The following is a 25,972-nucleotide window of genomic DNA, read 5'->3' on the forward strand; positions in this document are numbered from 1 at the left end:
CCCCATACCCAGGCCAGACGGAGGCTGGAAAAATGGCTGCGCCGGGGCAGCATCCGTATCACCTTGCTGCCAGGAAGGCTGGCCCTGTGGCGGGGCGAAACGGCCATGCTGCTCCGAGGCCTGCGGAGCCGACGCCGACTGCCACGGTTGCGCCGGGGACCCTGACGGCACAGGAGCCGCCGAGGGACTCAGTGGCGTGTGCCGAGGCGGGGGCACTGAGGCAGTGGGCGCGTGCCCCTCAACCGCCGGAAAGACACGGGGCGAATCCGCGGCGGGACCGGCCGAGGACACCTCCGGGCTCACTGGCGGCACCGGCTCCGCGGGGGCCTGTGCCTGATGATCACGTGGCACCGACTGAGGGTCAACCGCGTGGTTATTATTAGTCGGCTGGGGCTCTGAATTGATGGGATTCTCGGGAATAGTCATTGTTGTTCCTTCCGCACAATCTCAGCGTCCCTCGCTTGGCTATGCATTCTATATGAACGGCCTGTAGACGATCTGACGATTATCTGCACACACCGTGGGGATAAGAAACCGGTCGGCACCCCGTGAAGTTTCTGGGCGAAGACTCTGTCGTAGCCTTGTCAGATGACCGACACCCCGGATACCTGCACACCCCTTCCCGGTTCCTGGCAACGTGCCGCTCGCGGAGCAGGATTATTCGGTCCAGCAGGTGAGGTGCACCCCACCATCTTTGCCGAGATGACGAGCCTTGCGGTACGCACGGGAGCTATCAATTTGGGCCAGGGATTTCCAGACGAGGACGGACCCACTGAGCTTCTTGAGGCGGCCCGTGCCGCGATCGCCAACGGGCACAATCAGTACCCACCGGGACGGGGCACCCCGGATCTGCGTGAGGCAATCGCGGAGCACCAGGAGCGGTTTTATGGAATCCACCTCAACCCCTCCGACGAGGTGCTCGTCACGACGGGTGCCACCGAGGCCCTCGCCGCAACCCTACTCGCCCTGAGCGAGCCAGGCGACGAGATCGTCACCCTCGAGCCGTATTATGACGCATACGGCGCGCTCATTCGCCTGGCGGGAGCACAACCCCGCACCGTGCCCCTGCCCCACCCCAGCTACCTACCGAGTCGTGAGCAGCTCACGGCCGCGATCACGGATCGGACCCGCATTATCCTGCTCAACACGCCACACAATCCGTGCGGCGTGTTACTGCCCCGCTCAACGCTTGAACACATCGTGGCTCTGGCCCGCCAGCACAATGCCTGGATCGTTACCGACGAGGTCTATGAGCACCTCACCTTCGGCGTGCAGCACCTGCCGATCGCCAGTCTTCCGGGGGCCGCAGAACGCACCGTCACAATCTCATCAGGCGGTAAAACCTTCAATACGACGGGCTGGAAGGTGGGCTGGCTCACCGCGTCGGCCGAAGCAGTAACCGCTATCCAGTCGGTCAAACAGTTCCTGACCTACGCGAGCGGGGCGCCTTTCCAACCCGCTATCGCTACGGGACTCCGACTACCGGACGAGTACTTCTCCCAGATAGCTACGGGGCTTCAGGCCAAACGTGACCTCCTGAGTGAGGGCCTCAGCGCGGCAGGTTTCGAGGTGTCGGTGCCCAGCGGCGGCTATTTTGTCATCGCGGATGCCCACAGCGTTGGCTACGAGGACGCCGTGACGCTCTGTCGCGAGCTGCCCGAACGAGCCGGGGTGGTTGGTGTGCCCGTTACCGCTTTCTGCAGCCCCGAACATTCTCCTGCCTATGCCTCGCTCGTACGCTTTGCCTATTGCAAACGCACCGAGGTACTCCGGGAAGCGGCGGACCGTCTCAGTCGGCTGCGGGCTCGATAGCGGCCAGAAGCAGCCGAAGACTGTTGTTGAGCGTGTCGAGCTGTGCGGGTGTGAGGGCGGCCAGGGGCTCAGCTTCAGCCTCGAGTTGTACCGGCAGCATGGCGTGAATCGCCGCATGCCCCGCCTCAGTGGCGCTCAGAACGGCACCGCGACCGTCGCGCGGATGCGCCCCACGCGTAATGTAGCCGGAGGCGAGGAGCCGCTTGGACCACTTGGTGACAACGGGAGGCGACACAATAAGGGCGTCCGCAATCTCGCTCGGCATCAGGGGGTGATCGCTGCGCACGAGCGCGGCCAAGATATCGAACTCACCGCGGATAAAGCCAAAGGTGGCCAGGAGCGCATCGCTCCGTCGCTGTTGAATGCGAGCAATGCGGTTGATTCTCCCCACGGTTTCGATGGGGAGCGTGTCAAGCTCCGGACGAAGCCGCTTCCACTGGGCACGAACATCGGTGAGCGCATCGGTCATTCCCACAGTATAAAGTAATTCACGAATGAACGAAATGAGGGGCTTCCCTCGATTGCCGGAGGATCATGAACACACCGACACACACCGCTGTTGTGCCCCACCCCCGAGAGTTCCTGCGACTCGGGCCGCACGACGGCGCGCACCGCGTCGCCCTGCGCGTTACCGCGGCCGTCATCGTTCCGCTCGCGCTGCTCTGTGCGATGGGGAGGCCAGAGTGGGGCCCCTACGCAGTCTTTGGTTCCATGCTCTCCACCTTTGGTCGCAGTATGCTACGCCGCCCCCGGTTACTGATGCAGGCCGAAGCGGGAGCCGCCCTCGTGACGGTGGTCACCCTGGGTACCTCCGTCTCGGCGCTCGGCGCGCCGCCCTGGATCGCGGTCCTCGCCGCATCCGTCGTGGCGATCGCCACCTCACTCCTGTCAGATGCGCGCGGGTGGAAACCCGGCGGACCGCTCTTTTTTGTCTTCGGCTTTACCGTCACCGCGTGGATACCCGCGACCCCAGCCAGCATTGCTATCGCCGCCACGTGCGCAGCGGGCAGTGCCCTGTATGCACTCACGATCGGCTACGCGGGGCTGGCATTACCCCACGTCCGACGGCACGCACGTAGCCTGAACCTACGTGGCGGAGGTTCAACGCGGGCGCTATCGCACACATGTAACATGAGGCTCACCCCCAGCATGATCTTACGGGCGCTCCTCTGCGGTACAGCCTCAGCAATCGCTGGACTGATCAGCCTCGGGCTGGGCCTCGGCTTCTCCTACTGGGCCATGATCGCGGCCATTGTGCCCGTCGTCAGCGGGGCAACTGCCACACAGCTTCTGCGTGCTGGGCACCGCATACTCGGCACGCTCTTGGGCCTAATTCTCACGGGCGCGCTGCTCCTCCTGCCCCTCAACCTGGTCGGGCTCGTTGTCGTCATTGGGGTGGTGCAGGTGGGAGCCGAGCTCTTGGTGGCCCGCAATTACGGCTTGGCGCTCATCTTCATCACTCCGCTGGCCCTGCTCATGATGCACCTCGCGAGACCGCTACCCGTTGCGGACGCACTGTGCAATCGGGCCGTCGATACGGTTGTTGGGGTGGCGGTGGTCACCCTGCTGCTCCTGGCCACACACAAACTGCGCAGCGGGGTAGAACGAATGGAGATGGTTCCGAACGGAATCACCCGTCTCGGCTAGCGCGCGATATCCGCGAGCTGACGGGCAGCCTCACGCATCCGGTCAACCGCGTCAACAATGACATCTTCCCGGTAACTAATGAGGTTAACGCACGCCAGGATGCCGCTCGGACCCAGTTCGATGGGGACGGCAAGACCAAAAGCTCCCGGCTCAACCTCGCCAAATGACATCACATACCCCTGAGACCGCGCGAGCACAACCCGCTCATGATCCTCCGCAGCGGGAGGCTGAAGCGACGAAATCGCGTGACCGGCCGCCCCGCGATCAAGCGGATGGGCGCTGCCCTCGGAAAACGTGATGTGGTAACGAACATTCTGCGGCTCAACTACGGCCAATGCAACGGCTTCACCGCGCTGAGCCACCAGGAGGGAAACCGTCGAGGAGAGGTCATTGGCGAGACGACGGAGTACCGGAATAGCGGCATCTCGCAGCGTTAGATAGGCACCAGCCGTCAGGGAGAGCAACCCCACCGCACCGCGGTATCGGCCGTCCGCTCCCTTGGCAATCAAATCAGCATCGGCAAGAGTGGAGAGGATGCGATGGGCAATCGTGCGATGCACACCAATGCGTTCGCCCAACTCCTGAGCAGAGAGCCCCTCGGCCGAATTAACGATGATTTTCAGCGCCACGATTCCTCGCGCGAGGGTCTGCGCCCCCGAGCCGCTGGGAATGGTGAGATCTGCCACATGTGACAGCGTAGTCCGTTCGAGCCAGAAAACCGGATTGTGTTCTTTTGTCGTGTGGCGCGGTGAAAATGGGATCTCCGTTTGACAAATGAAGCCACACGGCTCACAGTTGTACATTATGTGAAACGCAAAGTGCGCTATGTGCACGTTTTACAGTTTTTGTTCGCTATGGCCCCCACCTCGGGAGCCGGCCACGATTCAACGGAGCATCATGAGCCATACACCCCCATCATCTACGTCAACCCCTCCCCGAAACGAGGCCAAGGAACGCCGCAGGGTTATGCTGTCCAGCTACCTGGGCACCACCGTGGAATTTTACGATTTCCTCCTCTACGGCACCGCAGCAAGCCTCGTCTTTCCGCACCTCTTCTTCACGGAGATGACACCCCTGGCCGGCACCATCGCCTCGTTTGCCACACTCGCTGCCGGTTACTTCGCCCGGCCCATCGGCGGCCTCGTCTTCGGCCACTTCGGTGACCGCATCGGTCGCAAAAATATGCTCGTCATCACGCTGCTCATTATGGGGATATCCAGCTTTGTCATTGGCCTGTTGCCCACGACCGAGGTTATCGGCATGTGGGCCCCGATCCTGCTCGTTACGTTGCGGTTGATTCAGGGATTTGCAGTGGGCGGAGAGTGGGCTGGAGCGGCCCTGATGTCGATGGAGCACGCCAAACCCAAAGGCCGCGGGTTTGCCGCGAGCATGGCGTCCTCGGGTGGACCCAGCGGTGCCGTGCTGGCAACCGTCGTCCTCACTGCCTTCTCTCTCCTCCCCGAGGAGGACTTTCTGACGTGGGGGTGGCGCGTACCGTTCCTCCTGAGCGCGATTCTCGTAGTTTTCGCCCTTGTCATGCGCCTCCGCATCAGCGAGTCCCCCGAGTTCGCCGAGGCCCAGCGAATTCAGAAGACTGAACGTGGAGACGCCCCCACCCAAACACCGATCATGATGGTGCTGCGCCGCTACCCCGTTCAGACCCTCACCGCAATTGCTGGCGGTCTCGCACCCCTCTTCTTGCAGTCACTCCTCGCCACGTTTATGCTCACCTACTCCGTAACGGTGGGCCACACCCGCACCGAAGCTCTGACCATTGTGACGATTGCCAGCGCCGTGCACATCATCACCATTCCGGCCTTTGCTGCACTCTCCGACCGTTTGGGCCGCAAACCTGTGATGGTCACCGGAGCCGCGCTCGGCATCGTGCTCGTCTGGCCGCTGTTCCAGCTCGTTTCTGACGGATCATGGTGGACGTTACTGCTCGCCTTCCTCATCGGAAACCCGCTCGTCCAAGGCATGATGTACGGGCCCATGGCCGCATGGCTCAGCGAGAAGTTTGCGACGGATGCCCGCTACACGGGCGTCTCACTCAGTTACCAGGTCTCCTCCACACTGGGTGCAGGTCTGGCACCGCTCGCCGCAGCAGCACTGCTGGCTGTCGGAGGCGGCACCGACCCGATCTACATCGTCTTCCTCTTCATGGCGCTGTGCGTGGTCAGTGGGCTTGCCTACCTCTTCAGTTCAGAGACCTCGGACATTGCACTTTCGCACACAACGGGTGTCATTCCGGTACAGAAGTCTCGTAAAAAGGCACCAGTCAGCCGCTAGGTACCCACTGAGATCCGGGTTCTCCACGCGGTGGGGAACCCGGATTTACTGTTCGTTGAGAGAAAAAGCGCACGCGGCATACCACATAGCACACAGCCCCGGTTCCTTCTTCGGAGGAACCGGGGCTGTGCTGCGATTGCTAAGCGTGGATGACCGTCGTCACCCCAAATCCGGCGATGTACTCCGGAATCGGCTTGTAAAAGCTGTAGTTCACTGTGTACGCGCCACACGCGCCCATGGCCGAGTAGGCCGCAATCCATGTGCGCACCTCGTGCGAAGAGTTACCAGCAACCTCGGTCATCCACTCGGTCGTCCACGCATCGAGCGGGCTGAGGTCACCCGAAGCCAGAATCTCCATAAGTTCCTTGTCCCACTCGGGTGCAAGATCCATGATGTCTGCCTCGCCTTTGGCGAAGGCCTTACCCGCGGTAATCACGCGCTGTTGGCGCTCGTCGCGAGCCTCGGGAGTGAGGTGTCGCCCACCACCCAGCAGGAACGCGCGCTGTTCTGGCGTTGCCGTAGCGATACGTGGCACCGGCGGGTCGTGCGAAAGGCCACCAGAAGCAATAAAAAGTACCTTCTTGTCGCTCTGAGCAAAATACTCACCCACCGCTTGTCCCAGCCGACGCACGCGGTTGATCGGCACAAATGGCGGGGCCACCGAGTTGATAAACACCGGTACCACCGGCTTAGCAGCAATGTCGCCAAACAAGATCTCCAGCGGCTGCACGGCACCGTGATCGACCTCCATACGCAGCGATACGGCCGTGTCGATGCCCTGGCTCAGCACATATTCGGCGAGGCCCTTGGCCTCCTCAGTCGGCACGTTAAGCGCACCGGCCTGGCTACCGTAGTCGCCAATGCTTAGAGCCTCATAGCCGATGCAATACGGCGGCATCAATTCGTAGAAGAACCCGTTGTAGTGGTCGGGACCAAACGTTACAACAAGATCGGGATCGAAATCATTCGCAAACTTTCGGGCTACGGCAAAAGACTCATCCACCGCTGCCTTCACATCGGCAGGTGGGTCTACATAGTCCAAAAGGGGGCTGTGCGACATCGCAAGCAGCGCTGTTGTCATGTCATTCTCCTTGTAAATGGTTGGGGGATGCCGCTACCGGCGACCCAGTAAAAAGTCGAGGTGGATCTTATTGAACGTGGCGGTGTCCTCGTACTGAGGCCAATGGCCACACTCCTCCATGACGGCGAGGTCACCATTAGGAATGAGGCTGGCAATGCGTCTCCCCTCGTCCACGGGACCAGAAGGATCCTTGGTGGTCCAGATCACGAGGGCCTCAGCCTGGATCGCTCGTAAATCGTCATCGCTGATCATGTTGCGCTGACGAATCTCTGGGTTCTGGAGAGCCATGTTCATCTCGCAGGCCATCTTCCACTCGGGCTGCTGGAAAATCATCTGCCGAGTCTTGATGAGGTCATCCGTCACCATGGTCGGGTCGGCCATGAGCCACTCCAGGCGGGCACGCACACGCTCCCAGCTGGGGTCATTAGCGGCCTCCATTGAGAGCGTAAAGAGGCGCTCCATCACGGCGGGGTTGGCCATCGTTCCGCCCATCGTGTTGAGCGCAATACGTTCGACGCGCTCCGGATGATCGGAGGCCAAGCGGGCGGTAATCCAGCCACCGAGCGACTCTCCAGAAAAGTTAGCCTTCTGTACCCCGATGGCTTCCATGAACCCCAGCACGTGTGTGATGTAGTGCGGAATCTCCAGGGGATGATTGGGCTTAGCGCTGTAGCCGTGGCCGATGAGATCAATAGCCCACACATCAAAGTGTTCGGCATGAGACGCCAGGTTACGCACATAGGCCTCAGCATGACCCGTGATGCCGTGCAGCAAGATGAGCGGTGGTTTTGAGCTATCGCCCGCATGCAGATATCGGGTGCGATAACCAGCGGCATCCAGGACCCCCTGCGAAAACTCCACCTGGTTCAGATCAGACCACACGCTCGTAAAGGGTCGCTCAGTCATGGGGGTGTCCTTTCGTAGACGGTGTTACCGCACGCTGAAGATCAAGTGCGACGTCGGTGATCATGTCCTCCTGGCCACCGATCAGCTTGCGGCGACCCACCTCGACCAAAATGTCCCTGGCGTCCAATCCGTACGCCTGCGCCGCCGTCTCGGCGTGACGCAGAAAGCTGGAGTACACACCGGCGTAGCCCAGGGTCAGGGTCTCACGATCCACCTGAACGGGACGGTCATGGAGCGGACGCACCAGATCATCAGCGGCATCCTGTAGAGCGTAAAGGTCGGCACCATGCTGCCACCCCAGAAGGTTCGCAACGGCAACGAATGGTTCAATGGGGGTGTTACCCGCACCCGCACCGTGACCGGCAAGCGAGGCATCCACCCGGTAGGTACCCTCCTCCACAGCAACAACCGAGTTAGCAACGGCCAGCGATAGGTTCTGGTGGGCGTGGATACCGATCTCGGTACCCTCATCGAGTACATCGCGATAGGCCCGCACCCTCTCTCGCACACCGTCCATGGTCAAACGCCCGCCCGAGTCAGTCACATAGACGCAATGGGCTCCGTATGACTCCATGAGTTTGGCCTGTTGAGCAAGACCTTCAGGTGTGTTGAGGTGAGACATCATGAGGAAGCCGGAGACGTCCATCCCCCACTCACGCGCCGCGGTGATGTGCTGAGCAGAGACGTCCGCCTCGGTGCAGTGAGTGGCAATCCGCACCGAACGCACACCCAGGTCGTAGGCCCGTTTGAGTTCGGTGAGTGTACCGATACCGGGAAGAAGGAGCGTGGTCAGGCGCGCCTTCTTCACGACGGAGGCCGCCGCTTCAATCCATTCCCAGTCGGTGTGACTGCCCGGTCCGTAAATGAGGCTACTGCCGGCAAGGCCGTCCCCGTGTGACACCTCAATAGCGTCCACACCAGCGGCATCGAGAGCCGCGGCAATCTGGGCCACCTTCTCCGGCGTAATCTGGTGACGGATGGCGTGCATACCGTCGCGCAGGGTCACATCCTGCAGGAAAATCTGGGGGCTGTCGCTCATCGCGTCTCTCCTTGCTGGGCAAATTTTTCGGCCACCCGCAGCGCAGCGGAGGTCATGATGTCAAGGTTTCCGGCGTACGCGGGCAGGTAGTGGGCCGCACCCTCCACCTCCAGGAACACGCTCACGCGGGTGAATGAATCACCCGTAACACCCTCAGGTAAGAGGGAAGCAACACGTGCATCCTCCTCACGGAACTGCACGTCTTGCTTGAGGCGATAGCCGGGAACATACTCAGCGACACGGGCCACCTGGGCCACAATCGAATCGGTAACCGCATGCTGCTGCTCGGAGGTGAGCCGGTTGACCAGCACCTGCACCGTGTCCCGCATAATCATGGGCGGATCGGCCGGGTTGAGGATCATGATGGCCTTGCCACGCGCGGCACCGCCGACCTTCTCGATGGCCTCCGAGGTGGTCTCGGTAAACTCGTCTATGTTGGCGCGCGTGCCCGGGCCGGCCGATTTAGAGGCAATGGATGCGACGATCTCCGCAAAGTGCACGGGGGTCACTGCGCTAATCGCCGCTACGATCGGGATCGTAGCTTGACCACCACAGGTGACCATATTGACATCCATAGCGTCCAGGTGTTCATCCAGATTCACCACCGGCACCACGTAGGGGCCAAGTGCCGCAGGAGTCAGATCGATAAGACGCTTACCAAACGGTGCCAGCTTCTCCGCGTTGTAACGGTGCGCCCCCGCCGAAGTGGCATCAAAAACAATTTTGATATTCTCAAACTCGGGCAAATTGATCAGGCCATCCACACCCTCAGCTGTTGTGGTCACTCCAATCCGACGGGCGCGGGCCAGACCGTCCGAGTCGGGATCAATCCCCACCAGAACAGCCATGTCAAGCACATCGCTCAGTCGTTTCACCTTGAACATCAGGTCGGTGCCAATATTGCCCGACCCGATGATTGCTACCTGCGCGTTCATCGCGCCTCACTCTCTGTTGTGGGGGCAACCGTCACGGATACGGTTCCCAACCCGGAAATGGATGCGCTGATAGTTGACCCGGCACGCAGGGGAACCATTGGCCCCAGCGCGCCCGATAGGACAACCTCGCCGGCCCGGAGTGGCCGGTTCAGGCGGTGGGCGGTCTCTGCCACCCACACGAGTGCATTGAGCGGATCGCCCAGACAGGCAGCGCCCGTACCCTCAGAGACAGTCTCGCCATTATCAGTCATGGTCATCACGACAGATACCGTGTCGATCTCCGCAAGTGGCACCCGCCTGTCGCCCAGAACAAAAAGTCCGCTGGAGGCGTTATCGGCCACGGTGTCAACAATCGAAATGTCCCAGGCCGCAATACGACTGTCAACGATCTCCAATGCTGCCACCGCGTAGTCCACCGCGGCTATCACCGACTCTCGGGAGGGGTCCCACACATCGTGCGCCATCACAAAGGCAACCTCGGCCTCAATGCGTGGCTGAAGCAGGGTACCCGGGCTCAGGGTTGCCCCTTCTTGAACCGCCATATCGGCCAGCAGAACGCCAAAATCCGGCTGATCAACGCCGAGCTGCTTCTGTACGGCCGGGGCGGTCAGCCCCACCTTACGACCCACACGCGGGTTAGAGGGTGACTCGCGCTCACTCATCAGAACTTCCTGAACCGCATAGGCAGCCTCAAGGTTGGTCCCGAGTAGATCGCGCACCGGAAGAGTGGGGACTCCTCGGTCGGCCGCGAGCCGCAACCGCTGAGTGGCACAATCAATCGGACTAATTTCAGATAACACGTTCGGCTCCTCTGCGCTCTGTGGCACCGCGACTATTTCGCGGCGAGATGGGGTTCGGCGGCGGGGGCTGGTGCCACCGCTGCGACCGGCAACAGGTGGATGGCCCGGGTGAGCGAGCGAAGAGTTGCCGAAGCATCCTGATTCAAGCAGGCCGCAGCGACAAAGCGGTCGGGACGCAAGAACACCACGGGGGTGGGTCGGTCGTCGAACCACTTCTTCAGGCGACCCGTCACATCGGCAACCACCCGGGTATTGGGGACAGCCGAGGGGGTGTTTTTCGTCTGAGTGACGGGGCGGATCGATACGAAGGTGGTGCCGAGGCGGTCGAGAACGGCCAGATCCTCGGCGGAAAACACCTGCTCGGGGATGCTCCCCCACAGGAGCACCCCCCAGCCGGTCCCGATCACATCATCGAGCAGAACTCCCGAATCAGTGTCAGTGTCCACCCGGGGCTGAATAAACTGCGTACCCACGGGCGAGACGTTGGTGTTCGCGCTCGAAATGGCGTGTATTTTGCGCACAATCGTGCCCTGGGACACACCGGAAGCCAAGGTGCTGGCATCCACAATCGCCCCCGCCCGATATCGCGGCATGGGCTTGTACTTCATCTGCGCAAAATACTGCTTAACACTGGGCGAGAGATTAAGCGCGGCAGCGGCGAGGTCTCGGCCAGCCGTAACGATACGATTGGTCGGCTTGATGACCCGACCGAACGCCGTGGAAATATCAATCATGGCCTTCGCGTGGTCGTGACGCTCCACATCGTAGGTATCGAGCAACCGCTCATCACTGATGCCGTTGATGACGGCGGAAAGCTTCCAGGCCAGGTTGGTCGCGTCGCGCACACCGCTGTTGTAACCCTGTCCCTGCCAGACGGGCATCAGGTGGGCGGCATCTCCCGCAAGGAAAACCCGACCGCGGCGGAAGCTGCTCGCAATACGGGAGTGGTGCGTATAGACGCGCTGACGGACAATATCGAGGGCGTCAGCGTGCGGCACGTGCTCCGACAGCAGCTTGTTGATGAAAACAGCATTATCCACGAGCGAGTCCGGCTCATCATCGAAAAGCATAAATTCAAACCGGCGGATAGCGTGGGGCAATCCCAGCGACACATACGGACGCTTGGGATCGGCACCCAGGAAGATATTGGGCGTGCCGAGCGGATCGTTGTTTACATCGACAACAAGCCAGCGGGTTGAGGGTGATTGCCCGTCGAAGCTCACCCCGATGTGCTTGCGTGTCAGGCTGCGGCCGCCATCGCAGCCCACCACATAGCGTGCCGAGAACGTCACCAGCTCATCATCGGCATTACGAGCCGTCACGTTCACGTGATCGCCAGACTCCGCGATACTCTCAACGGTGTGCGCGAACCTCACCTCAACCCCCGCGCGCGCAACCGCGCCGGCGTAGAGCTCCTCATCAACGAGGGGTTGGACAAAACCGTTGCGGCGAGACCAGCCGTATTCATCGGTCGTAGGGGCAATCTCAACGAAGACCTTGCCGCGACCGTTGACCAGACGCATGATGTGTTGAGGCGAAGTATGTGGGAGCACGGCTTCGACAAGACCCATCGTCTGAATGGAACGCAGGGACTCATCATCGAGCCCCACCCCACGCGGGTAGTCGATCAGGCTGGGCAACGCCTCTAGCACGGTCACGCGCACACCATTAATACCCAGCAGATTGGCCAGGCTGAGGCCAACGGGGCCGCTACCGATGATAAGAACATCTGTCTCTTGTGCGTCTGTTATGGATGCAGTCATCTTTGACTCCTGAGTGGGAAAATGGAGGGCGTGCATATAACGCACATACGCGTGCGATATCTGATTTTGAATTAGTCTACTCGCGCCGTCACACCTGTCAAACCGGTCGTCTCAACCTGCGGCACACGCGTTAAAAAACCGGCACCCGAGCGGATATCGGTGGCGGCAGGGAGCGCTCCCTCAACGCGCATCACACGGCATCCTCGCGGAGAGGGGCCACCCCAAACCTCCGCAGAGCGAGAGCCGGGTTCATGGAACGCACCGAGGCCAGGGCGTCGAGAGACAGGGATGCCAGGGCGATCCCAGACCCTCCCTCAAGACCGGCAAGGTAAACACCGCGCGGATCAAGCACCACAGAGTGACCCACCGCGACGGGTGGAGCATGATCGGCCGCAGCCACGTAGACCGTATTCTCAATGGCGCGCGCGGCCAGCAAAGTCCGCCACTGCACGAGCTTGAGCTCACCAGCCACCCACTCGGCTGGTACAAGAACCAACTGGGCTCCGGCATCCATCAACCAGCGGGTGACCTCAGGAAAGCGCAGATCGTAGCAGGTTTGCAGTCCGACGGTAAAGCCAGCCACCGTGAAGATGGGGGCACGACCAACCTCCCCCGGGGTAACCCAGTCGCTCTCACGCTGACCAAAGGCATCGTACAGGTGAATTTTACGGTAAACCGTGGCTATCTCCCCCGCGGGACCGAGGGCCACAAGAGTGTTGGAGCATCGCGTCGTGCCCCCCAGTTTCTCCACAAAACCGCACACGATATAGACACGCAACAACCGGGCCGTCTCACGCACGGTTGACACGAACGGGCCATCGAGCGATTCTGCGGCCGCAACGGTGTGTGCACCCAGGCGCGGCGTAAAGTACGAGGAATACTCGGGAAAAACAATGAGCGTCGCGCCGAGACCGGCAGCCTCATGCGCGAGACGAACGACCTCCTCACGATTAGCAGTCGGATTATCGGTGGGGGCAAACTGGACAATGGCAACGCTCAGATCACTCACGTCGCCAGCCTAGCCACCCCCACCGGGATACACGAGCACGGCGGACTTATGGACGTCGCGGCGCGTTCGGATCAGCGGCCGCGTCGGCAAGGCTGTCACTGAGCGTTTTAACGCCGCGACGCACCGAGAACGCGATAAAAAGCAGAATAAGGCCGAAAAGAATCGCCCAAAACCCGGCGATCACTACAAGGATCTTGACCGCAAGAACCGGATCTGCAATCACAAAAACGGCGACAAGGATACTGAGCAGGATGCTCATGATGCTGGCAACCATCCCCCACCCCCATACAAGGCCAGAGCGCTTGGCGCGCAGGGAACCCGCGACACCATAGATACCGGCCAGCACTGACCAGATGACCACAGACCAGACCAGGAACAGCCCCACCAGGCTCGCCGTCCACATAGGAAGGATCACCATGAAGAGGCCAGCGAGGGCAGTCAGAGCGCCCTGACCGATCAACCAGCCCCAACCCGCGATCTCGGAGCGCTGAGCCACCGCACTGATCGCCAAACTCAGACCCTCCACCATGAGGTAGATACCCAGCAGGACGGCGAGCGCTCCGGCCGCCAGACCCGGGTTACTCAGGGCGACGATACCAAAGACCACGGCAAAGACACCGCGTAGCAGGTATAACCACCAGAGAGCGGTGATCCCTGATCGCACGGTCTTCGCAAATTGTTGCGCTGAATCCGACACTGTTCTCCCCCATCACTCGTCTGCAGCCCCTCCGGACCTTGTGCCCAACACTCTAAACCTCAGACGCGCCGAGACCGATGCTTTACCCCGCCGGTCGCAACACTGCCACGGGAAGGCTCACGGGAACGTAATGACAGGGTCCGAGTGCTTCGATTCGCACACATTAGGGCTGTCGTGATAGTGTTACTTCTTGTGCCGCGGGGTGGAGCAGTTCGGTAGCTCGCCGGGCTCATAACCCGGAGGTCGTAGGTTCAAATCCTGCCCCCGCAACCAAGCGGATATCACCCACAGGGTGTCACGCGAGTTAGGCCCGGAGTTTTTGCTCCGGGCCTAACTCGTCTCCCCCTCCGTCAAGAACCCGAGCACCCAGCCACGCTAATCTGGGCAGGTGCCCTCGTTTCGCGTAACCATGCGCCTCGGATCCATGAGACCCGGCATCGCGCCGACCGAAGCACTCCCGTCCGCGGCCAAGGCCGCAGCCACGCTCGCAATACTGGAGTCGTCCGACCTGCGCATCCTCGGTGGACTACCTCACATCATTGTGCGCTTTACCGTCGAGGACACCGAGATCGCCCTCCAGGTAGCGGCGCACATCACCGCCACAACGGACAACCGGGTGGAGGTTCTCACCACCACCGTCACCCGACTCACCCGCGGCCGCTGGCAGCCAGCCCATTAGCTGACCGGTGCAAGAGCGCACACCTCCTATGCCAGGAGCGCACACCTTGATCCACGCTCGATATACCTACCGAGCGTTCTGTCGCTAATTCACGCGCATTTTATCCACATACGGCGCTTCGGAGCCGGTTGAGGGCAATACCGCCTTTCCCCTAGCCTGTCGATTCAGCCCCCGAACGCCACTGGCTCACGGAGGCTCAGCCATCCCACACGACAAAGGAGTCACAGAAATGGCTATCCCCACCACAGTGCGCCCTCATCAGGCCACGCCCTCTCAGCGTCGCGACACCCGCCGCGTCGCCGTCGCAACCGTTGTTGGAACCACGATTGAGTGGTACGATTTTTTCCTCTACGCCAACGCCGCCGGGCTCGTCTTCGCACAGCTCTACTTCGAACCCGCCGGGCCACAGCTGGCCATCCTGCTCTCGTTTGGCTCGGTGGGTGTCAGCTTCCTCTTCCGGCCGCTCGGGGCATTCTTGGCCGGCCACTTTGGCGACATCCTCGGCCGCAAGGCGATGCTCGTTATTACCCTCATCCTGATGGGGGCCTCAACCGTACTCATCGGCGTACTCCCCACATACGCCCAGATCGGCGTCATGGCCCCCGTACTCCTCCTGCTGCTACGCATCCTGCAAGGCATCTCCGCAGGCGGCGAATGGGGCGGCGCCGTACTCATGGCCGTCGAGCACGCCCCCGACGCCAAGCGCGGGCGCTTCGGAGCCTTCCCTCAGCTCGGCGTCCCGCTCGGCCTACTTCTGGCCACCGGAATGCTCGCTATTATGACCGCGGTTGCCCCCGGCGAGGCCTTCATCGAGTGGGGCTGGCGCGTCCCGTTCCTGCTCAGCATCGTACTCATCGTGGTGGGCTTCGTCGTGCGCCGCAGCGTGGAGGAAAGCCCGGTCTTCCTGGAGATTCGTGATCGCGCCCAGCGCACCAAGAAACCCGTCGTGGTATTGTTCCGCAAGCACTGGCGGCTCGTCCTCCTCGCGGCTCTGACCTTTGCCGGCATGAACTCCGCCGGGTACATGACCACGGGAGGCTACATCCAAAACTACGCGACCAACCCGGATGGCCCCGTCGGTCTCGACCGCCAATCCGTCCTCGTTGCGGTATCCATTTCGGCGGTCACCTGGCTCATCTTCACCATGTTGGCCGGAATTGTGTCCGACCGAATCGGCCGTCGCGCAACCTACATCGTGGGCTGGATCGCCCTCATCGCAGCAATCTTCCCGCTCTTCGCCCTTGTCAACACCGGGAATATCTGGCTGCTCTGTCTGGGGCTGTGCCTGTTCACGGTGGGGCTTGGCTTCACCTATGGGCAGCAGGCCGCGTTCTATGCGGAACTGTTTCCGGCGTCCATCCGCTTCTCGGGTGTATCAATTTCATACGCACTTGGTTCCATACTGGGCGGGGCTTTCGCTCCCATGATCGCGACGGCGCTCGTACAGGCAACCGGGACATCCGTCTCGGTGGGTGTCTACCTCACCATCATGGCAACCATCGCTTTCGCGGCAACCCTGGCCATCCGCGACCGCACCGGAATACCGCTCGGCCCCGACCATGAAGAGGAGCAGTCTGCTCCTGCCATCTACGGAATGAGTCGCACCTAACCGATGGCGTAGCCTGGAATCGTTGTGAGGCACAAAGGAGTCACCCGACGATGAGACTTCCGCTACGAGTTCACGGTCTCTCCCGATGGCGACAGACCGTGAACTCGTTAATCCTCCCCCTCGCAATTGAGAGCGAACACGGCGATACCTTCGAGGCAGAGCTCACCACCCGAACCGTGGGCGACGTGAGATTCTTCACTGTCTGGGCGATGCCGCACACTCTCACGCGAGGTCGCCCGGCATATGAAATGCCCCCAGACCCGGTTTACACCATCACCCTTCAGATCGAGGGCAGCGGTACGCTCGAACAGCAGGACACGATATCGACGCTCCGACCCGGTGACTTTGCCATCTATGACTCGACCATTCCCTTTCGCCGCGTTTTTACGGACGAGTCGCGCACCCTGATCATCCTGTTTCCGCAGCAATTCGTCTCACTTCCCCCGCGGGAGCTAGCCCAGATCGCGGGCGCACGAATATCGAGAGACAACGGTCTGGGCCGAATCGTCTCGCCGTTTCTCCTGGGTATCGCCGCAAACATGGACGCGCTGACCGGTACGTTTGGCAGCACTCTCACGCAATCCGTCATCGACATGGTATCGGCCGCAGTCCTGGAGGCCCGCGGCCAGACCACACCCACGACAACCGAGGTCAGGCACACGCTTCTCGTGAGTGTTCGAGAGTACATTATGACCCGACTTCGGGATCCCGACCTTTCCCCCACCACCATCGCGCGCGCCAACTTTATCTCCACTCGACGCTTACACAGCCTGTTCCAGGAAACCGGCACCACCGTATCGACGTGGGTACGGCAACGCCGGCTTGACATGGCGCGGCGAGAGCTGGCCGACCCGAGTAGGCAGCACAGCATTCACGAGATCGCTGCGGGCTGGGGGTTCGCCGACCCCTCACACTTTTCAAAGCTGTTTCGGGCGACCTACGGGAAAAGTCCGCGAGAGTTTCGAAAACAGCTCGAACACCCGAGACAACGCCGATCCATGCTAGAGTGAGTTCTTGTGCCGCGGGGTGGAGCAGTTCGGTAGCTCGCCGGGCTCATAACCCGGAGGTCGTAGGTTCAAATCCTGCCCCCGCAACCAGCTGGGACGTACTGCAAAAGTTTCTCAAAAAGTAACTTTTATAGGAGTTCCGATATAGCTAGCAGAGAAAAGGAACCACTCTACGGGGTGGTTCCTTTTCTCTTTCCCGCCTGCCTCTTCCATGAGTGGCTAGTCTTCCCCAGAGCGTCACCCGCAAGACCAATCCTGCGTGCGGCAAGAACATCCCGTGCCGTCGAAAGTGGTTTGGCCTGGGTTTAGTTCCGTACTTTCAACAAGGATAGGAACACCATGGCAAACAAATATGAACCAGAATTCCGTGAACGCGCGCTGCGTATGCTCACCGAAGCGCTCCCCGAGCATACGAGCCTCAACGCAGCCAGCAACCAGGTCGGCAAGCTCCTCGGTGTCTCACCAGACACGCTGCGTATCTGGCATCGTCAAACGCTGATCGATACTGGCCAAAAACCCGGCGTGACCACTGATATGAACGAGGAGAACCGGCGACTGCGCCGCGAAGTCGCTGAACTCAAGAAAGCAAACGAAGTCTTGCGAGCTGCGAGCATATTTTTCGCCAAGGAACTCGACCCCCCACGAACGAAATGATCCAATTCATCGATACCTATCGTGATCGTTTCGGGGTTGAGTTCCTGTGCCGTGTGCTGGGCTCGGCAATTCGTGGGTTTCTGACGTCCCGAGGATATCGGGCAGCGAAACACAGACTCCCGTCGGTCAGGAAACTACGCGACGAGATTCTCGTCACCGAGATCCGTCAACTCCACAAACAGCACTACAGCGTCTACGGGCGCCGCAAGATGCACGCCCTCCTCACCAGAGCAGGGTGGGTCATCGGACGCGACCAAACCGAGCGTCTGATGAAAATCGCCGGAGTGCGTGGAGTACGTCGTTCGAAGAGAGCCTTCACAACAACGAGTGACGTCAGGGATCAGCTGCCGGGTGATCTCGTCGAACGCCAGTTCGTGGCCGACGGGCCAATGAAGTTGTTGGTGTGTGACATCACTTACGTTGCTACGTGGGCTGGGTTCGCATACACCGCGTTCATTATTGATGTCTTTGATCGTAAGATCGTTGGCTGGAACGTTGCCTCAACACTGAAAGCTGAGATACTGCCGCTGCAGGCGCTTGAGATGGCGGCCTGGCAATCAGGTGGAACGCTCGACGGGGCCGTGCATCACAGCGACCACGGATCGAACTACATGTCGATGGTCTACTCCAACCGCGTCAGAGAACTGGGGGCGATTCCTTCAACGGGGACCGTAGGTGACAGCTACGATAATGCCCTGGCCGAGTCAGTGAACGCGCTCTACAAAGCAGAACTCATCCGCAGGCGTGGCCCCTGGAAAACAGTTGAGGAAGTCGAACTCGCCACCCTGGAGTATGTGTGGTGGTGGAACAATGAGCGCCTCCACGGCGAGCTAGGCAGGCGAACCCCGGTCGAGGTTGAGACGGCGTACTATGCTGAGGCGCAGTCACTCGTGACAACCGTCGAGTGATGAACAAAATAGTCGGAACTAAACCCAGGCCAAACCAAAAGATCATCTATTGGCGGAGCCATCACACGCTCCGACGGTTCGTCCTGCTACACAAATATTGTCGTGAACACAGCAGAGTTCAATCGGTGCGAACGTCAGAGCTCGCCCGGCCTAAAGTTCGGCCACGTTTTCTAAAAACCCAAGCACGGCTTTCACCTCGCTGACACGGGGCTGCTGTTGCGCTGGTCAGTGAGCCAGTCAAGGCGACAGCTGTCCCTCATGCAACCCACAGGAGCACAACGCGACCACCGGATGCTCCTAGTAGGCGTCCGTCGATGGCGGTTCTACGTCCGCCCCATCCCACTCGGCGAGGATTGCGGCGGTTCCAGACACCCCGAAACGTGTTGCTCCGGCAGCGAGGAGGTCGCGCACAGCTTGGGCAGAACGAATGGCACCGGATGCTTTAACTCCCAGCTCCGGTGCCACAGTCTTCGCCATGAGGCTGACCGCATGCACGCTGGCCCCACCCGCCGGGTGATAGCCGGTGGATGTCTTTACCTGATCGGCACCGGCGGCAGCAGCAGCCTGCGCCGTGTGCACAATTTCGGCATCCGTCAGATTTGCGGATTCGATAATGACTTTGAGGATGTTTCCGACGGGTACCGCTGCCCGCACGGCCGCAATTTCAGCCTCGACCGCGTCCCAGTCTGCCGCCTTGACGAGCCCCTGATTGACGACCATATCTATTTCGTCTGCGCCGTCGAGAATGGCCTGTGCCGCCTCAGCAGCTTTAATACTGCTTTTGTGGGCTCCCGAGGGGAACCCAACTACCGTCACAATTTCGAGCCCCCGTTTGTTGACGGGCAGCACGCTGGGGGAGATGCACACCCTCGCGACGCCGAGGGCTACCGCTGATTCGAGAAACGAGTCAATCCGTTCGGCGGTGGTGTCGGATGCGAGAAGCGTATGGTCAATGATGCGGCTGAGATCTGCAGACGAGGTCAAGGTGGATGCCTTTCTGTTGTTTATCTGTTGATGGTCTAGTTGGCTCGACGAACATCAAGAACCTTGTTCAGGATGAGGGCCAGAATGAGGATGACGCCCGTGACCACCATTTGGAAGAACGAGCCCATACCCATCAGGTTGAAGAGGTTCTTGAGCACGGAGAGCAGGAGTACCGCGATGAATGTGCCTCCGATTCCCCCGCGGCCACCGAAGAGGCTAGCCCCACCCAGAACAACGGCGGCAATCGCGTCAAGCTCTGCGCCTTGGAATGAGGTGGGTTGGGCGATGGTGAGCCTGCTTGTGAGGAGCACACCGGCGATTGCTGCGGTCAGCCCGGAAAGTGCAAACACGGATGCCTGAACCCATTTGACGGGAACACCCGACAGCCTGGCCGCTTCTTCGTTGCTTCCGACCGCGTAAATGTATTCGCCAAATGTTGTGAATCGCAGCAGGCAGGCGGCAAGGAGGGCAACGACAACAAAGATGATGCCGGTGGTGGGAATGTAGCCGATGTAGCCACCCCCCAGGAGTGTGAACGATTCGGGCAGGTTTTGCCCGACAGGTTTTCCGTCGGTTGTGAGATAGGCGAGTCCGCGGATGGCTGTCAAACCGGCGAGTGTCACGATGAACGCGGGAAGCCTGAGCCACGCAGAGATAGACCCCATGAGGAATCCAAGGGCGGCACCCACCAGCAGGGCGAGAAGGATCGCCAACGGTACGGGCACAAACCCATCCAACGCTATGGCGACAACCATTCCGCTCAGCGCTGCTGTGCTTCCCACAGACAGGTCAATGCCCGAGGTCAGGATGACAAGCGTCATGCCGACGGCAATGATGCCGGTGAGGCTGGACTGCTGCAACAGGTTCGACAGGTTGCGCACGGTCAGGAACTCGGGCGACAGCATGGCCGCCACCGCGCAGATGACGAGAAACACGATGAGCAGGTTGCCTTTAACCAGCCAACTTGCGCCCCTTTGTTTCCAGACCGAAGACCGTGACGGTGTGGCGGCAACCGGCCCTGTGGCCGTTACTGGTGTGTCTAGTTTGTGGTTCATGAGATCTCTCCGCTGATGATCGCGTGGGTAATTTCTGCTTCTGTGTGCTGTCTGGGGTCGAAGAACCCGATGTTTTTGCCCTCGTGGAGAACCGCTATTCGGTCCGCGTTTGCGACAAGTTCTGTCAGCTCGCTGCTGGCCACAAGGACAGCAGCCCCCTGCTCGGCGAGGGCGTGAACCTGTCGATACAGGTCGGCTTTTGCGCCGATATCAAGCCCGCGAGTGGGCTCATCGAGCAGTAGTATCCGGGTGTCCCGTGCCAACCATTTGGCGAGAACAACTTTTTGCTGGTTGCCTCCGCTGAGCTGGCCGACAAGTTGGTTAGGACTTGAGAACTTGACCCCGAGTCTGGTGAGAATGGGAAGCGTTCGTTCTTTACCTTTAGCGTGCGGCAGCAGCCACGGCGGTTGGTCATGGGAGGCCATGGCCGCGTTTCGGGTCACGGACAGGCCCAGCATCAGACCTTCCGTTTTGCGGCTTTCCGGCACCAATCCAAAGCCGAGTCGTCGAGCATCACGGGTGGTTCGCATCGATACCCGTGACCCGTAAATTCGGATGGTGTTGGCTGAACGTCGTGCCCCAAAGACGGCGGAGAGCAGGGTGGTTCGCCCCGCTCCCCCCAACCCGGCGAGACCAACGATCTCCCCCGGTCGAACGTTTATTCCTTCAATCTCGATGAGGCCGGGGATACTCACCCGGTCAATGCTCAGCAGCGGTTCCCCTGTGGGCATGGGCCGTCTGTTTGTGCCAGCAAGCTCCTTGGATTTGTCTCCGATCATGTCCGCGACCCACTGCTCCTCCGTGGTGTCGGCGACGTTGTAGTGGGCGACATCTTTTCCGTCACGCAGCACGGTAATACGGTCTCCAACAGCACGCACCTCGTCGAGACGGTGAGAAATATAGATCACTGAGCGGCCTTCACTAATGAATGACCGGATGACGCGGTACACGTTTTTGACGTCTGCTTCACCCAGGGTCGCCGTGGGTTCATCCATGACGATGATTTTGGCGTCAACGGTGATTGCCCGCGCAATGGCGGTGAGTTGCTGATCTGCGATGGACAGCGAACTGACCACCGCATCCGGCGAGAATGTTGCCCCAACCCGGTCGAGGTACTGTTGGGCGTTGGCACGGCGTTGGGCCCGCTTGACGATCCCGACACGGGATGGTGAATGCCCGAGGAACAGGTTTTGGGCGACTGTCAGATCGGGGAAAAGGTCGAGCTCTTGGTAAATCACTGCGATCCCAGCCGCGATGCCGTCATTGGGATTCGCAAACGTATACTCTGCCCCGTTGATGATGATCTGACCCGAATCGGCCTGGTACGAGCCGGATAGGATTTTCATGAGAGTGGATTTGCCGGCACCGTTTTCGCCAAGCAGACAGTGCACTTCTCCGGCGCGAACGCTGAGGCTCGTTCCCTGGCAAGCTTTGGTGCCGGGGAAGCTTTTGACGATGTCTCGCATGTCGAGCAGCGTGTCAGGTGTGCTGGTCATTGTTTTCCTTCCAACAGGTAGCGCGCGTTACCTTCGTCGGTAACGAGCACCGTACAGATCCCGCTGCTCACAAGCACGCGGCAGATGTCGTTCTTGGATCGCCCGGAGATGACGGCGATAGAGGTGTGGGCGGCTCGCAGCTCATCAATAGTGATGCCAACCGTGCGCTCATCAAGGGCAGGGTCTACAACGTTTCCGTTGGCATCAACAAAGCGGCCAAGAACGTCGCCGACAGCGCCTTTTTGTACCAAGATACGTACGTCGTCGCGCGTGAGGTACCCGCTGTCAACCAGCACGGAGCTAGAGTCCGCCAGCCCCGCGCTGAACAGGAAGGCGGACGCGCTTCGCGCTGCGGTGAGCACCTGCGCGACGGTGCGGTCATTTTCGATAATTCGCTTGGTTTCTGCTCGTTCCAGGATCGCTGGGCTGGGAAGCAGCAGCGCCTCTCCCCCACCCTTCTGGGCAATGGTTGCTGTGGTGTTTGCGGCAGAGCTTGCCCGCTTGTTGAGGCTGACACCACCGTTGATTTGTACCACGTTGACTCCGGTTGCCCAGTCTTGGCGCAGTTGCTGTGCTACGTCGTGAAGCGTGCGACCCCAGCTGATGCCTAGCGTGCGGGGCACTGGACGAGCCGAGGTGAGATATTCGGCCGCTGCGAGGGCGACGCGTGACTGGAGCTCGTCCGAGTCGGCCTGTCCGAGTGAGGGGACGACCACAGCATCCACGAGTCCCATTTCTTGACGGAGACGTCGTTCAAGTTCCAGCTTCCGAGCTCGGGGGTGCACAATTTCGATCCGCACAAACCCGGCCGTTTTGGCGTCGCTGAGGAGCCGCCCAACTTTCCACCTACTGAGACCGAGCAATGCACCAATTTCGTCTTGGGTTTTGCCGTCTTCGTAGTAGAGAACGGATGCTTTGATTGCGAGAAGTTCTTCGTCTCCGGTCATGATTCAGCCCCGTTTCGGCGAGCAGCGGCGGTTGCCAACTGGCTGAGCCGATGGTGTATGCCGGCAGTTACTGCCGTGGCTTCGACGTAGAGGGCGTAGCTGTCGCTGAGGGCTGTGGTTGACTCGGGCGACGGCTCTATGACGCGGGTGCCAACGGGGAATAGCTTCGCCGCGGCGGCCAGGTCTTTCTCGACGCCAGCCGCTACGGCTCCTATCGCCGCACAGGCGCTGAGCGTCATGTTGGAGTTGGTCACGAGGGTTATTGGGCGACCGAGAGCGTCTGCCGTGGTGTGTAGCCACAGCGGGTTATGACGTATTCCACCGGTCATGAACACGTCGGTGGTATCGACCCCCACGGTGGCAAACGATTCCAGCACTTGGCGGGTGCCGAAAGCGACACCTTCAACTGCCGCCCGATAGAGGGCAGCAGCAGTTGTGCCGAGGGTAAGGCCCAGGAACGCGCCCCGCAGCTCAGGGTCTCTGTAAGGTGTGCGGTTGCCCATCAGGTTGTCGATCATGAGCAGTCCGTGGGAGGCCGGTGCAATGCGGCTCGCTTCGGCCACAAACTGGGCAATATTTTCGCGCTTCTGTCCCACAATTTTTTCTGCCAGCCAGGTGAGTGATGACCCCGCCGACACTTGTCCACCTTCGATCAGCCAGCGGCCTTCCGTGAGGGCACCCGGGTATGGGCCCCAAATGGTGGGGCTGAATGATGGCTCGTCGGCCTCCGCCACGAAGGCGTTGGACGTTCCCGCAACGATGGATACCGGGTTTGCCGAAATTCCACGAAGCGGCAGCAGCGACAGGTGAGCGTCGATCCCTCCGGTACCGACGATGGGCCGGTTGGTGAGGCCCAGGTCTTGGGCAGCCGCGTCACTGAGCGGCGCAACGGGTGCCCCCACTTCTTGGATTCGCGATGGGAGCTTGGTGTGTAGATCGGGCACACCCAATGCCTCGTACAGATCAACGGGCAGTTCGCCGATGCGGTGGTCGTAGTTCCATTTGCAGGTGGCGTTGAGGCGCGATCCGACCCACTCTCCGGTGAGGCGGTAGGTGAGGTAGTCAACAGACTCTCCGATGTAGCGCGAGTCTCGGTAGAGTTCCGGTCGGTTTTTTGCGAACCACATGGCTTTCGGAACGAGCCACTCTGAGCTATCCGAACCCCCGGAGAAGGCGAGTGCCGGATGCTCAGTCTTGGCCGTTTTCTGCGACTCAAGAACCGAGCGACTGTCCATCCACAAGATGGCCGGATGCACGGGGCTGCCGTGCACGTCGAGAAACACAACGGATGACGCGGTCGTGGCCACGCTGACGGCATCCACTGTTGTTGTTCCTGCAGCGGTGAGTGCCTGTCGGCAGGCCTGCGCTGCGGAGTTCCACCATTCGAGTGGGTCCTGTTCTGCCCACCCAGGTTGGGGGAATCTGGTGGCATACCCGCGCTGTCCTTCACCGACCGTGTGTCCATCGTCGGTGAAGACTGCGGCCCGCGCGCTCTCGGTGCCGACATCGATTGCGAGAAAGAGAGACATGTTTCTATTCTCCGTTGGGGAGGAATAAAATCTTTGAGCTAAATATAGACCGCTCGGCCAGTTGCTTCATGATTGCGGGAACCTCTGAGAGTGGGAGTTCGTGGGTGATCATAAAGTCGGTTTTGAGCACGCCGCTTGCCATGAGTTCGGCGGAGATGGTCCATTCTTCGCCGGGGAAGGGCGAGGAGAAAGAGTTCCAGCTTCCATGCAGGGAGACTTCCCGGCGCAGGAAACTGCTAAACGTTGCTTTGTCGAGTTCAACCGGTGTGTGGGGTATTCCAATGAAAGATGCCTCACCCCGACGCGCAACAAGTTTGACAGCCAACGCGATGGTGGGCGGAACTCCTGCGGATTCGATAACAACGTCGAATCCTTTTCCGGCGCGTTCACGTGCTTGCTCTTCGGAGGTCGCTGTCATTGTGGCACCTGCTTCACGGGCCATGTCGGCTTTTTGCTCGTTCAGGTCTACGGCGAGTACCTCGGTGGCGCCGAGGATGCGGGCCCACTGAACAGCAAAGAGACCGATTGGGCCGGCTCCGATGACGGCCACACGCGACCCTTTGCCGAGCCTGGTGCGTCGAATGGCGTGCAGGGCTATTGCTGACGGGTCTATCATTGCCGCTGCTTTCGGGGTTACACCGGCGGGCATGAGCAGAGCGTTGTCGGCCGGAACCACAACATATTCGGCGTAGGCACCGTCGCGTCGGCTCCCAAAGTAGTCGTAGTCTTCACAGAGACTGAAGTGGCCTTCGAGACAACTGTCGCATTTTCGGCAGGGCAGGAGCGGGGGAACAGAAACCAGGTCGCCAACGGCGAATCCTGCAACATCCGGTGCGACTTTGGTGACGAAGCCGGAGAATTCGTGACCACAAATGATGGGGTGCCGGTGCGCTCCGGCAAAATTCATTCTAGGGATGTCGGACCCGCACACACCGCAGGCCGCAACTTTGACCAGCAGGTCGCCCGAACCGATGGTTGGTATGGCGACGTTCTCAACCCGAATCTCTCCCGGTGCGTAGAGCACCGCGGCCGTCATGGTGCCGCCTGAACTTCTATTGTTGGTGTTTTCTGACATTGTTTGCTCCAGTTCTCCGCGAGGGACGGTGGGGGTTGTGTGCCCGGGCGG

General features: G+C 60.5%; 23 protein-coding genes and 2 tRNA genes. 9 read left to right on the top strand and 16 right to left on the bottom strand.

What is annotated here, in order from left to right; translation table 11 throughout:
* Positions 1-588: 588 nt before the first annotated feature.
* Positions 589-1,812: an aminotransferase class I/II-fold pyridoxal phosphate-dependent enzyme gene (locus FB466_RS06510; protein WP_141917009.1), complete on the top strand. Its 1,224-nt coding sequence runs from the start codon at positions 589-591 to the stop codon at positions 1,810-1,812.
* Here the strand turns inward: FB466_RS06510 and FB466_RS06515 are convergent.
* On the bottom strand, positions 1,790-2,281 hold the full coding sequence (locus tag FB466_RS06515; RefSeq protein ID WP_141917011.1) for a MarR family winged helix-turn-helix transcriptional regulator: 492 nt from the start codon (positions 2,279-2,281) through the stop codon (positions 1,790-1,792). The two genes, FB466_RS06510 and FB466_RS06515, sit on opposite strands and share 23 nt — an antisense overlap.
* Before the next feature lie 65 nt (positions 2,282-2,346).
* Here FB466_RS06515 and FB466_RS06520 point away from each other — a divergent pair, with 65 nt between their 5' ends.
* The gene (locus tag FB466_RS06520; protein ID WP_141917012.1) at positions 2,347-3,459 is read left to right on the top strand and encodes an FUSC family protein; all 1,113 of its coding nucleotides are present in this window, start codon (positions 2,347-2,349) and stop codon (positions 3,457-3,459) included.
* Here FB466_RS06520 and FB466_RS06525 read toward each other — a convergent pair.
* Positions 3,456-4,145, bottom strand: coding sequence for an IclR family transcriptional regulator (locus FB466_RS06525; protein WP_246054562.1), 690 nt, complete (start codon positions 4,143-4,145; stop codon positions 3,456-3,458). The two genes, FB466_RS06520 and FB466_RS06525, sit on opposite strands and share 4 nt — an antisense overlap.
* A 211-nt stretch (positions 4,146-4,356) precedes the next feature.
* Here FB466_RS06525 and FB466_RS06530 point away from each other — a divergent pair, with 211 nt between their 5' ends.
* Positions 4,357-5,748 (top strand): MFS transporter, encoded by a 1,392-nt coding sequence (locus FB466_RS06530; RefSeq protein ID WP_141917014.1) that lies wholly within the window; start codon positions 4,357-4,359, stop codon positions 5,746-5,748.
* A gap of 139 nt (positions 5,749-5,887) precedes the next feature.
* Here the strand turns inward: FB466_RS06530 and FB466_RS06535 are convergent, their stop codons facing one another.
* The 8 genes from FB466_RS06535 to FB466_RS06570 form a co-directional block, all read right to left on the bottom strand.
* Positions 5,888-6,829: a 3-carboxyethylcatechol 2,3-dioxygenase gene (locus tag FB466_RS06535; RefSeq protein ID WP_141917016.1), complete on the bottom strand. Its 942-nt coding sequence runs from the start codon at positions 6,827-6,829 to the stop codon at positions 5,888-5,890.
* Between the two features lie 33 nt (positions 6,830-6,862).
* Positions 6,863-7,735, bottom strand: a complete 873-nt coding sequence (locus FB466_RS06540; protein ID WP_141917018.1) for an alpha/beta fold hydrolase — start codon at positions 7,733-7,735, stop codon at positions 6,863-6,865.
* Positions 7,728-8,774, bottom strand: a complete 1,047-nt coding sequence (gene dmpG / locus FB466_RS06545) for a 4-hydroxy-2-oxovalerate aldolase (RefSeq protein ID WP_141917020.1) — start codon at positions 8,772-8,774, stop codon at positions 7,728-7,730. The genes FB466_RS06540 and dmpG overlap by 8 nt, the downstream gene beginning before the upstream one ends.
* Entirely contained in the window at positions 8,771-9,709 is a 939-nt protein-coding gene (locus tag FB466_RS06550) for an acetaldehyde dehydrogenase (acetylating) (RefSeq protein WP_141917022.1), read from the bottom strand. Before FB466_RS06550 ends, dmpG begins: the two co-directional genes overlap by 4 nt.
* Complete coding sequence (locus FB466_RS06555) at positions 9,706-10,509, bottom strand: 2-keto-4-pentenoate hydratase (RefSeq protein ID WP_246054563.1); 804 nt, start codon at positions 10,507-10,509, stop codon at positions 9,706-9,708. The genes FB466_RS06550 and FB466_RS06555 overlap by 4 nt, the downstream gene beginning before the upstream one ends.
* A 32-nt stretch (positions 10,510-10,541) precedes the next feature.
* Entirely contained in the window at positions 10,542-12,272 is a 1,731-nt protein-coding gene (locus FB466_RS06560) for a bifunctional 3-(3-hydroxy-phenyl)propionate/3-hydroxycinnamic acid hydroxylase (protein WP_141917023.1), read from the bottom strand.
* A 190-nt stretch (positions 12,273-12,462) separates the two neighbouring features.
* Positions 12,463-13,281: a carbon-nitrogen hydrolase family protein gene (locus FB466_RS06565; RefSeq protein ID WP_141917025.1), complete on the bottom strand. Its 819-nt coding sequence runs from the start codon at positions 13,279-13,281 to the stop codon at positions 12,463-12,465.
* 46 nt (positions 13,282-13,327) lie between these two features.
* Complete coding sequence (locus tag FB466_RS06570) at positions 13,328-13,978, bottom strand: HdeD family acid-resistance protein (RefSeq protein ID WP_141917027.1); 651 nt, start codon at positions 13,976-13,978, stop codon at positions 13,328-13,330.
* A gap of 196 nt (positions 13,979-14,174) precedes the next feature.
* Here FB466_RS06570 and FB466_RS06575 point away from each other — a divergent pair.
* The 6 genes from FB466_RS06575 to FB466_RS06600 all read left to right on the top strand — a co-directional run bounded on the left by FB466_RS06575 (position 14,175) and on the right by FB466_RS06600 (position 18,835).
* Positions 14,175-14,251, top strand: a tRNA-Met gene (locus tag FB466_RS06575).
* Between the two features lie 115 nt (positions 14,252-14,366).
* Positions 14,367-14,657, top strand: a complete 291-nt coding sequence (locus FB466_RS06580) for a hypothetical protein (RefSeq protein ID WP_141917028.1) — start codon at positions 14,367-14,369, stop codon at positions 14,655-14,657.
* 229 nt (positions 14,658-14,886) lie between these two features.
* Positions 14,887-16,266: an MFS transporter gene (locus FB466_RS06585; protein WP_141917030.1), complete on the top strand. Its 1,380-nt coding sequence runs from the start codon at positions 14,887-14,889 to the stop codon at positions 16,264-16,266.
* Between the two features lie 50 nt (positions 16,267-16,316).
* Positions 16,317-17,276, top strand: a complete 960-nt coding sequence (locus FB466_RS06590; RefSeq protein WP_141917031.1) for an AraC-like ligand-binding domain-containing protein — start codon at positions 16,317-16,319, stop codon at positions 17,274-17,276.
* A gap of 10 nt (positions 17,277-17,286) precedes the next feature.
* Positions 17,287-17,363 (top strand) — tRNA-Met (locus tag FB466_RS06595).
* Between the two features lie 249 nt (positions 17,364-17,612).
* Positions 17,613-18,835 (top strand): IS3 family transposase gene (locus FB466_RS06600; RefSeq protein ID WP_141914895.1). Its coding sequence is split into 2 segments (ribosomal slippage): positions 17,613-17,898 and positions 17,898-18,835, totalling 1,224 coding nucleotides; the frame shifts between segments, so codons are not numbered across the junction.
* 297 nt (positions 18,836-19,132) lie between these two features.
* On the opposite strand, the gene deoC is transcribed toward FB466_RS06600, so the two are convergent.
* Genes deoC through FB466_RS06630 form a run of 6 tightly spaced genes read right to left on the bottom strand, consistent with a single transcriptional unit; the run spans position 19,133 to position 25,921 of the window.
* The gene (gene deoC, locus FB466_RS06605) at positions 19,133-19,819 is read right to left on the bottom strand and encodes a deoxyribose-phosphate aldolase (RefSeq protein ID WP_141917033.1); all 687 of its coding nucleotides are present in this window, start codon (positions 19,817-19,819) and stop codon (positions 19,133-19,135) included.
* Between the two features lie 35 nt (positions 19,820-19,854).
* Entirely contained in the window at positions 19,855-20,874 is a 1,020-nt protein-coding gene (locus FB466_RS06610) for an ABC transporter permease (RefSeq protein ID WP_141917035.1), read from the bottom strand.
* On the bottom strand, positions 20,871-22,370 hold the full coding sequence (locus FB466_RS06615) for a sugar ABC transporter ATP-binding protein (protein WP_141917036.1): 1,500 nt from the start codon (positions 22,368-22,370) through the stop codon (positions 20,871-20,873). Before FB466_RS06615 ends, FB466_RS06610 begins: the two co-directional genes overlap by 4 nt.
* Positions 22,367-23,317, bottom strand: a complete 951-nt coding sequence (locus FB466_RS06620; RefSeq protein WP_141917038.1) for a sugar-binding transcriptional regulator — start codon at positions 23,315-23,317, stop codon at positions 22,367-22,369. Before FB466_RS06620 ends, FB466_RS06615 begins: the two co-directional genes overlap by 4 nt.
* Positions 23,314-24,846 (bottom strand): FGGY-family carbohydrate kinase, encoded by a 1,533-nt coding sequence (locus FB466_RS06625; protein WP_141917039.1) that lies wholly within the window; start codon positions 24,844-24,846, stop codon positions 23,314-23,316. The genes FB466_RS06620 and FB466_RS06625 overlap by 4 nt, the downstream gene beginning before the upstream one ends.
* 4 nt (positions 24,847-24,850) lie before the next feature.
* Positions 24,851-25,921 (bottom strand): galactitol-1-phosphate 5-dehydrogenase, encoded by a 1,071-nt coding sequence (locus FB466_RS06630; RefSeq protein ID WP_211344781.1) that lies wholly within the window; start codon positions 25,919-25,921, stop codon positions 24,851-24,853.
* Positions 25,922-25,972 lie beyond the last annotated feature (51 nt).

Source organism: Klugiella xanthotipulae, assembly GCF_006716695.1.
In the GTDB taxonomy this organism is placed as follows: Bacteria; Actinomycetota; Actinomycetes; order Actinomycetales; family Microbacteriaceae; genus Klugiella; species Klugiella xanthotipulae.

Excerpts from the sequence above, each read along its gene's own strand:
- FB466_RS06510 (WP_141917009.1), top strand. The coding sequence starts at position 589 with ATGACCGACACCCCGGATACCTGCACACCCCTTCCCGGTTCCTGGCAA.
- FB466_RS06515 (WP_141917011.1), bottom strand. The coding sequence starts at position 2,281 with ATGACCGATGCGCTCACCGATGTTCGTGCCCAGTGGAAGCGGCTTCGT.
- FB466_RS06520 (WP_141917012.1), top strand. The coding sequence starts at position 2,347 with ATGAACACACCGACACACACCGCTGTTGTGCCCCACCCCCGAGAGTTC.
- FB466_RS06530 (WP_141917014.1), top strand. The coding sequence starts at position 4,357 with ATGAGCCATACACCCCCATCATCTACGTCAACCCCTCCCCGAAACGAG.
- FB466_RS06535 (WP_141917016.1), bottom strand. The coding sequence starts at position 6,829 with ATGACAACAGCGCTGCTTGCGATGTCGCACAGCCCCCTTTTGGACTAT.
- FB466_RS06540 (WP_141917018.1), bottom strand. The coding sequence starts at position 7,735 with ATGACTGAGCGACCCTTTACGAGCGTGTGGTCTGATCTGAACCAGGTG.
- dmpG (WP_141917020.1), bottom strand. The coding sequence starts at position 8,774 with ATGAGCGACAGCCCCCAGATTTTCCTGCAGGATGTGACCCTGCGCGAC.
- FB466_RS06550 (WP_141917022.1), bottom strand. The coding sequence starts at position 9,709 with ATGAACGCGCAGGTAGCAATCATCGGGTCGGGCAATATTGGCACCGAC.
- FB466_RS06560 (WP_141917023.1), bottom strand. The coding sequence starts at position 12,272 with ATGACTGCATCCATAACAGACGCACAAGAGACAGATGTTCTTATCATC.
- FB466_RS06585 (WP_141917030.1), top strand. The coding sequence starts at position 14,887 with ATGGCTATCCCCACCACAGTGCGCCCTCATCAGGCCACGCCCTCTCAG.
- FB466_RS06590 (WP_141917031.1), top strand. The coding sequence starts at position 16,317 with ATGAGACTTCCGCTACGAGTTCACGGTCTCTCCCGATGGCGACAGACC.
- FB466_RS06610 (WP_141917035.1), bottom strand. The coding sequence starts at position 20,874 with ATGAACCACAAACTAGACACACCAGTAACGGCCACAGGGCCGGTTGCC.
- FB466_RS06615 (WP_141917036.1), bottom strand. The coding sequence starts at position 22,370 with ATGACCAGCACACCTGACACGCTGCTCGACATGCGAGACATCGTCAAA.
- FB466_RS06620 (WP_141917038.1), bottom strand. The coding sequence starts at position 23,317 with ATGACCGGAGACGAAGAACTTCTCGCAATCAAAGCATCCGTTCTCTAC.
- FB466_RS06625 (WP_141917039.1), bottom strand. The coding sequence starts at position 24,846 with ATGTCTCTCTTTCTCGCAATCGATGTCGGCACCGAGAGCGCGCGGGCC.
- FB466_RS06630 (WP_211344781.1), bottom strand. The coding sequence starts at position 25,921 with ATGTCAGAAAACACCAACAATAGAAGTTCAGGCGGCACCATGACGGCC.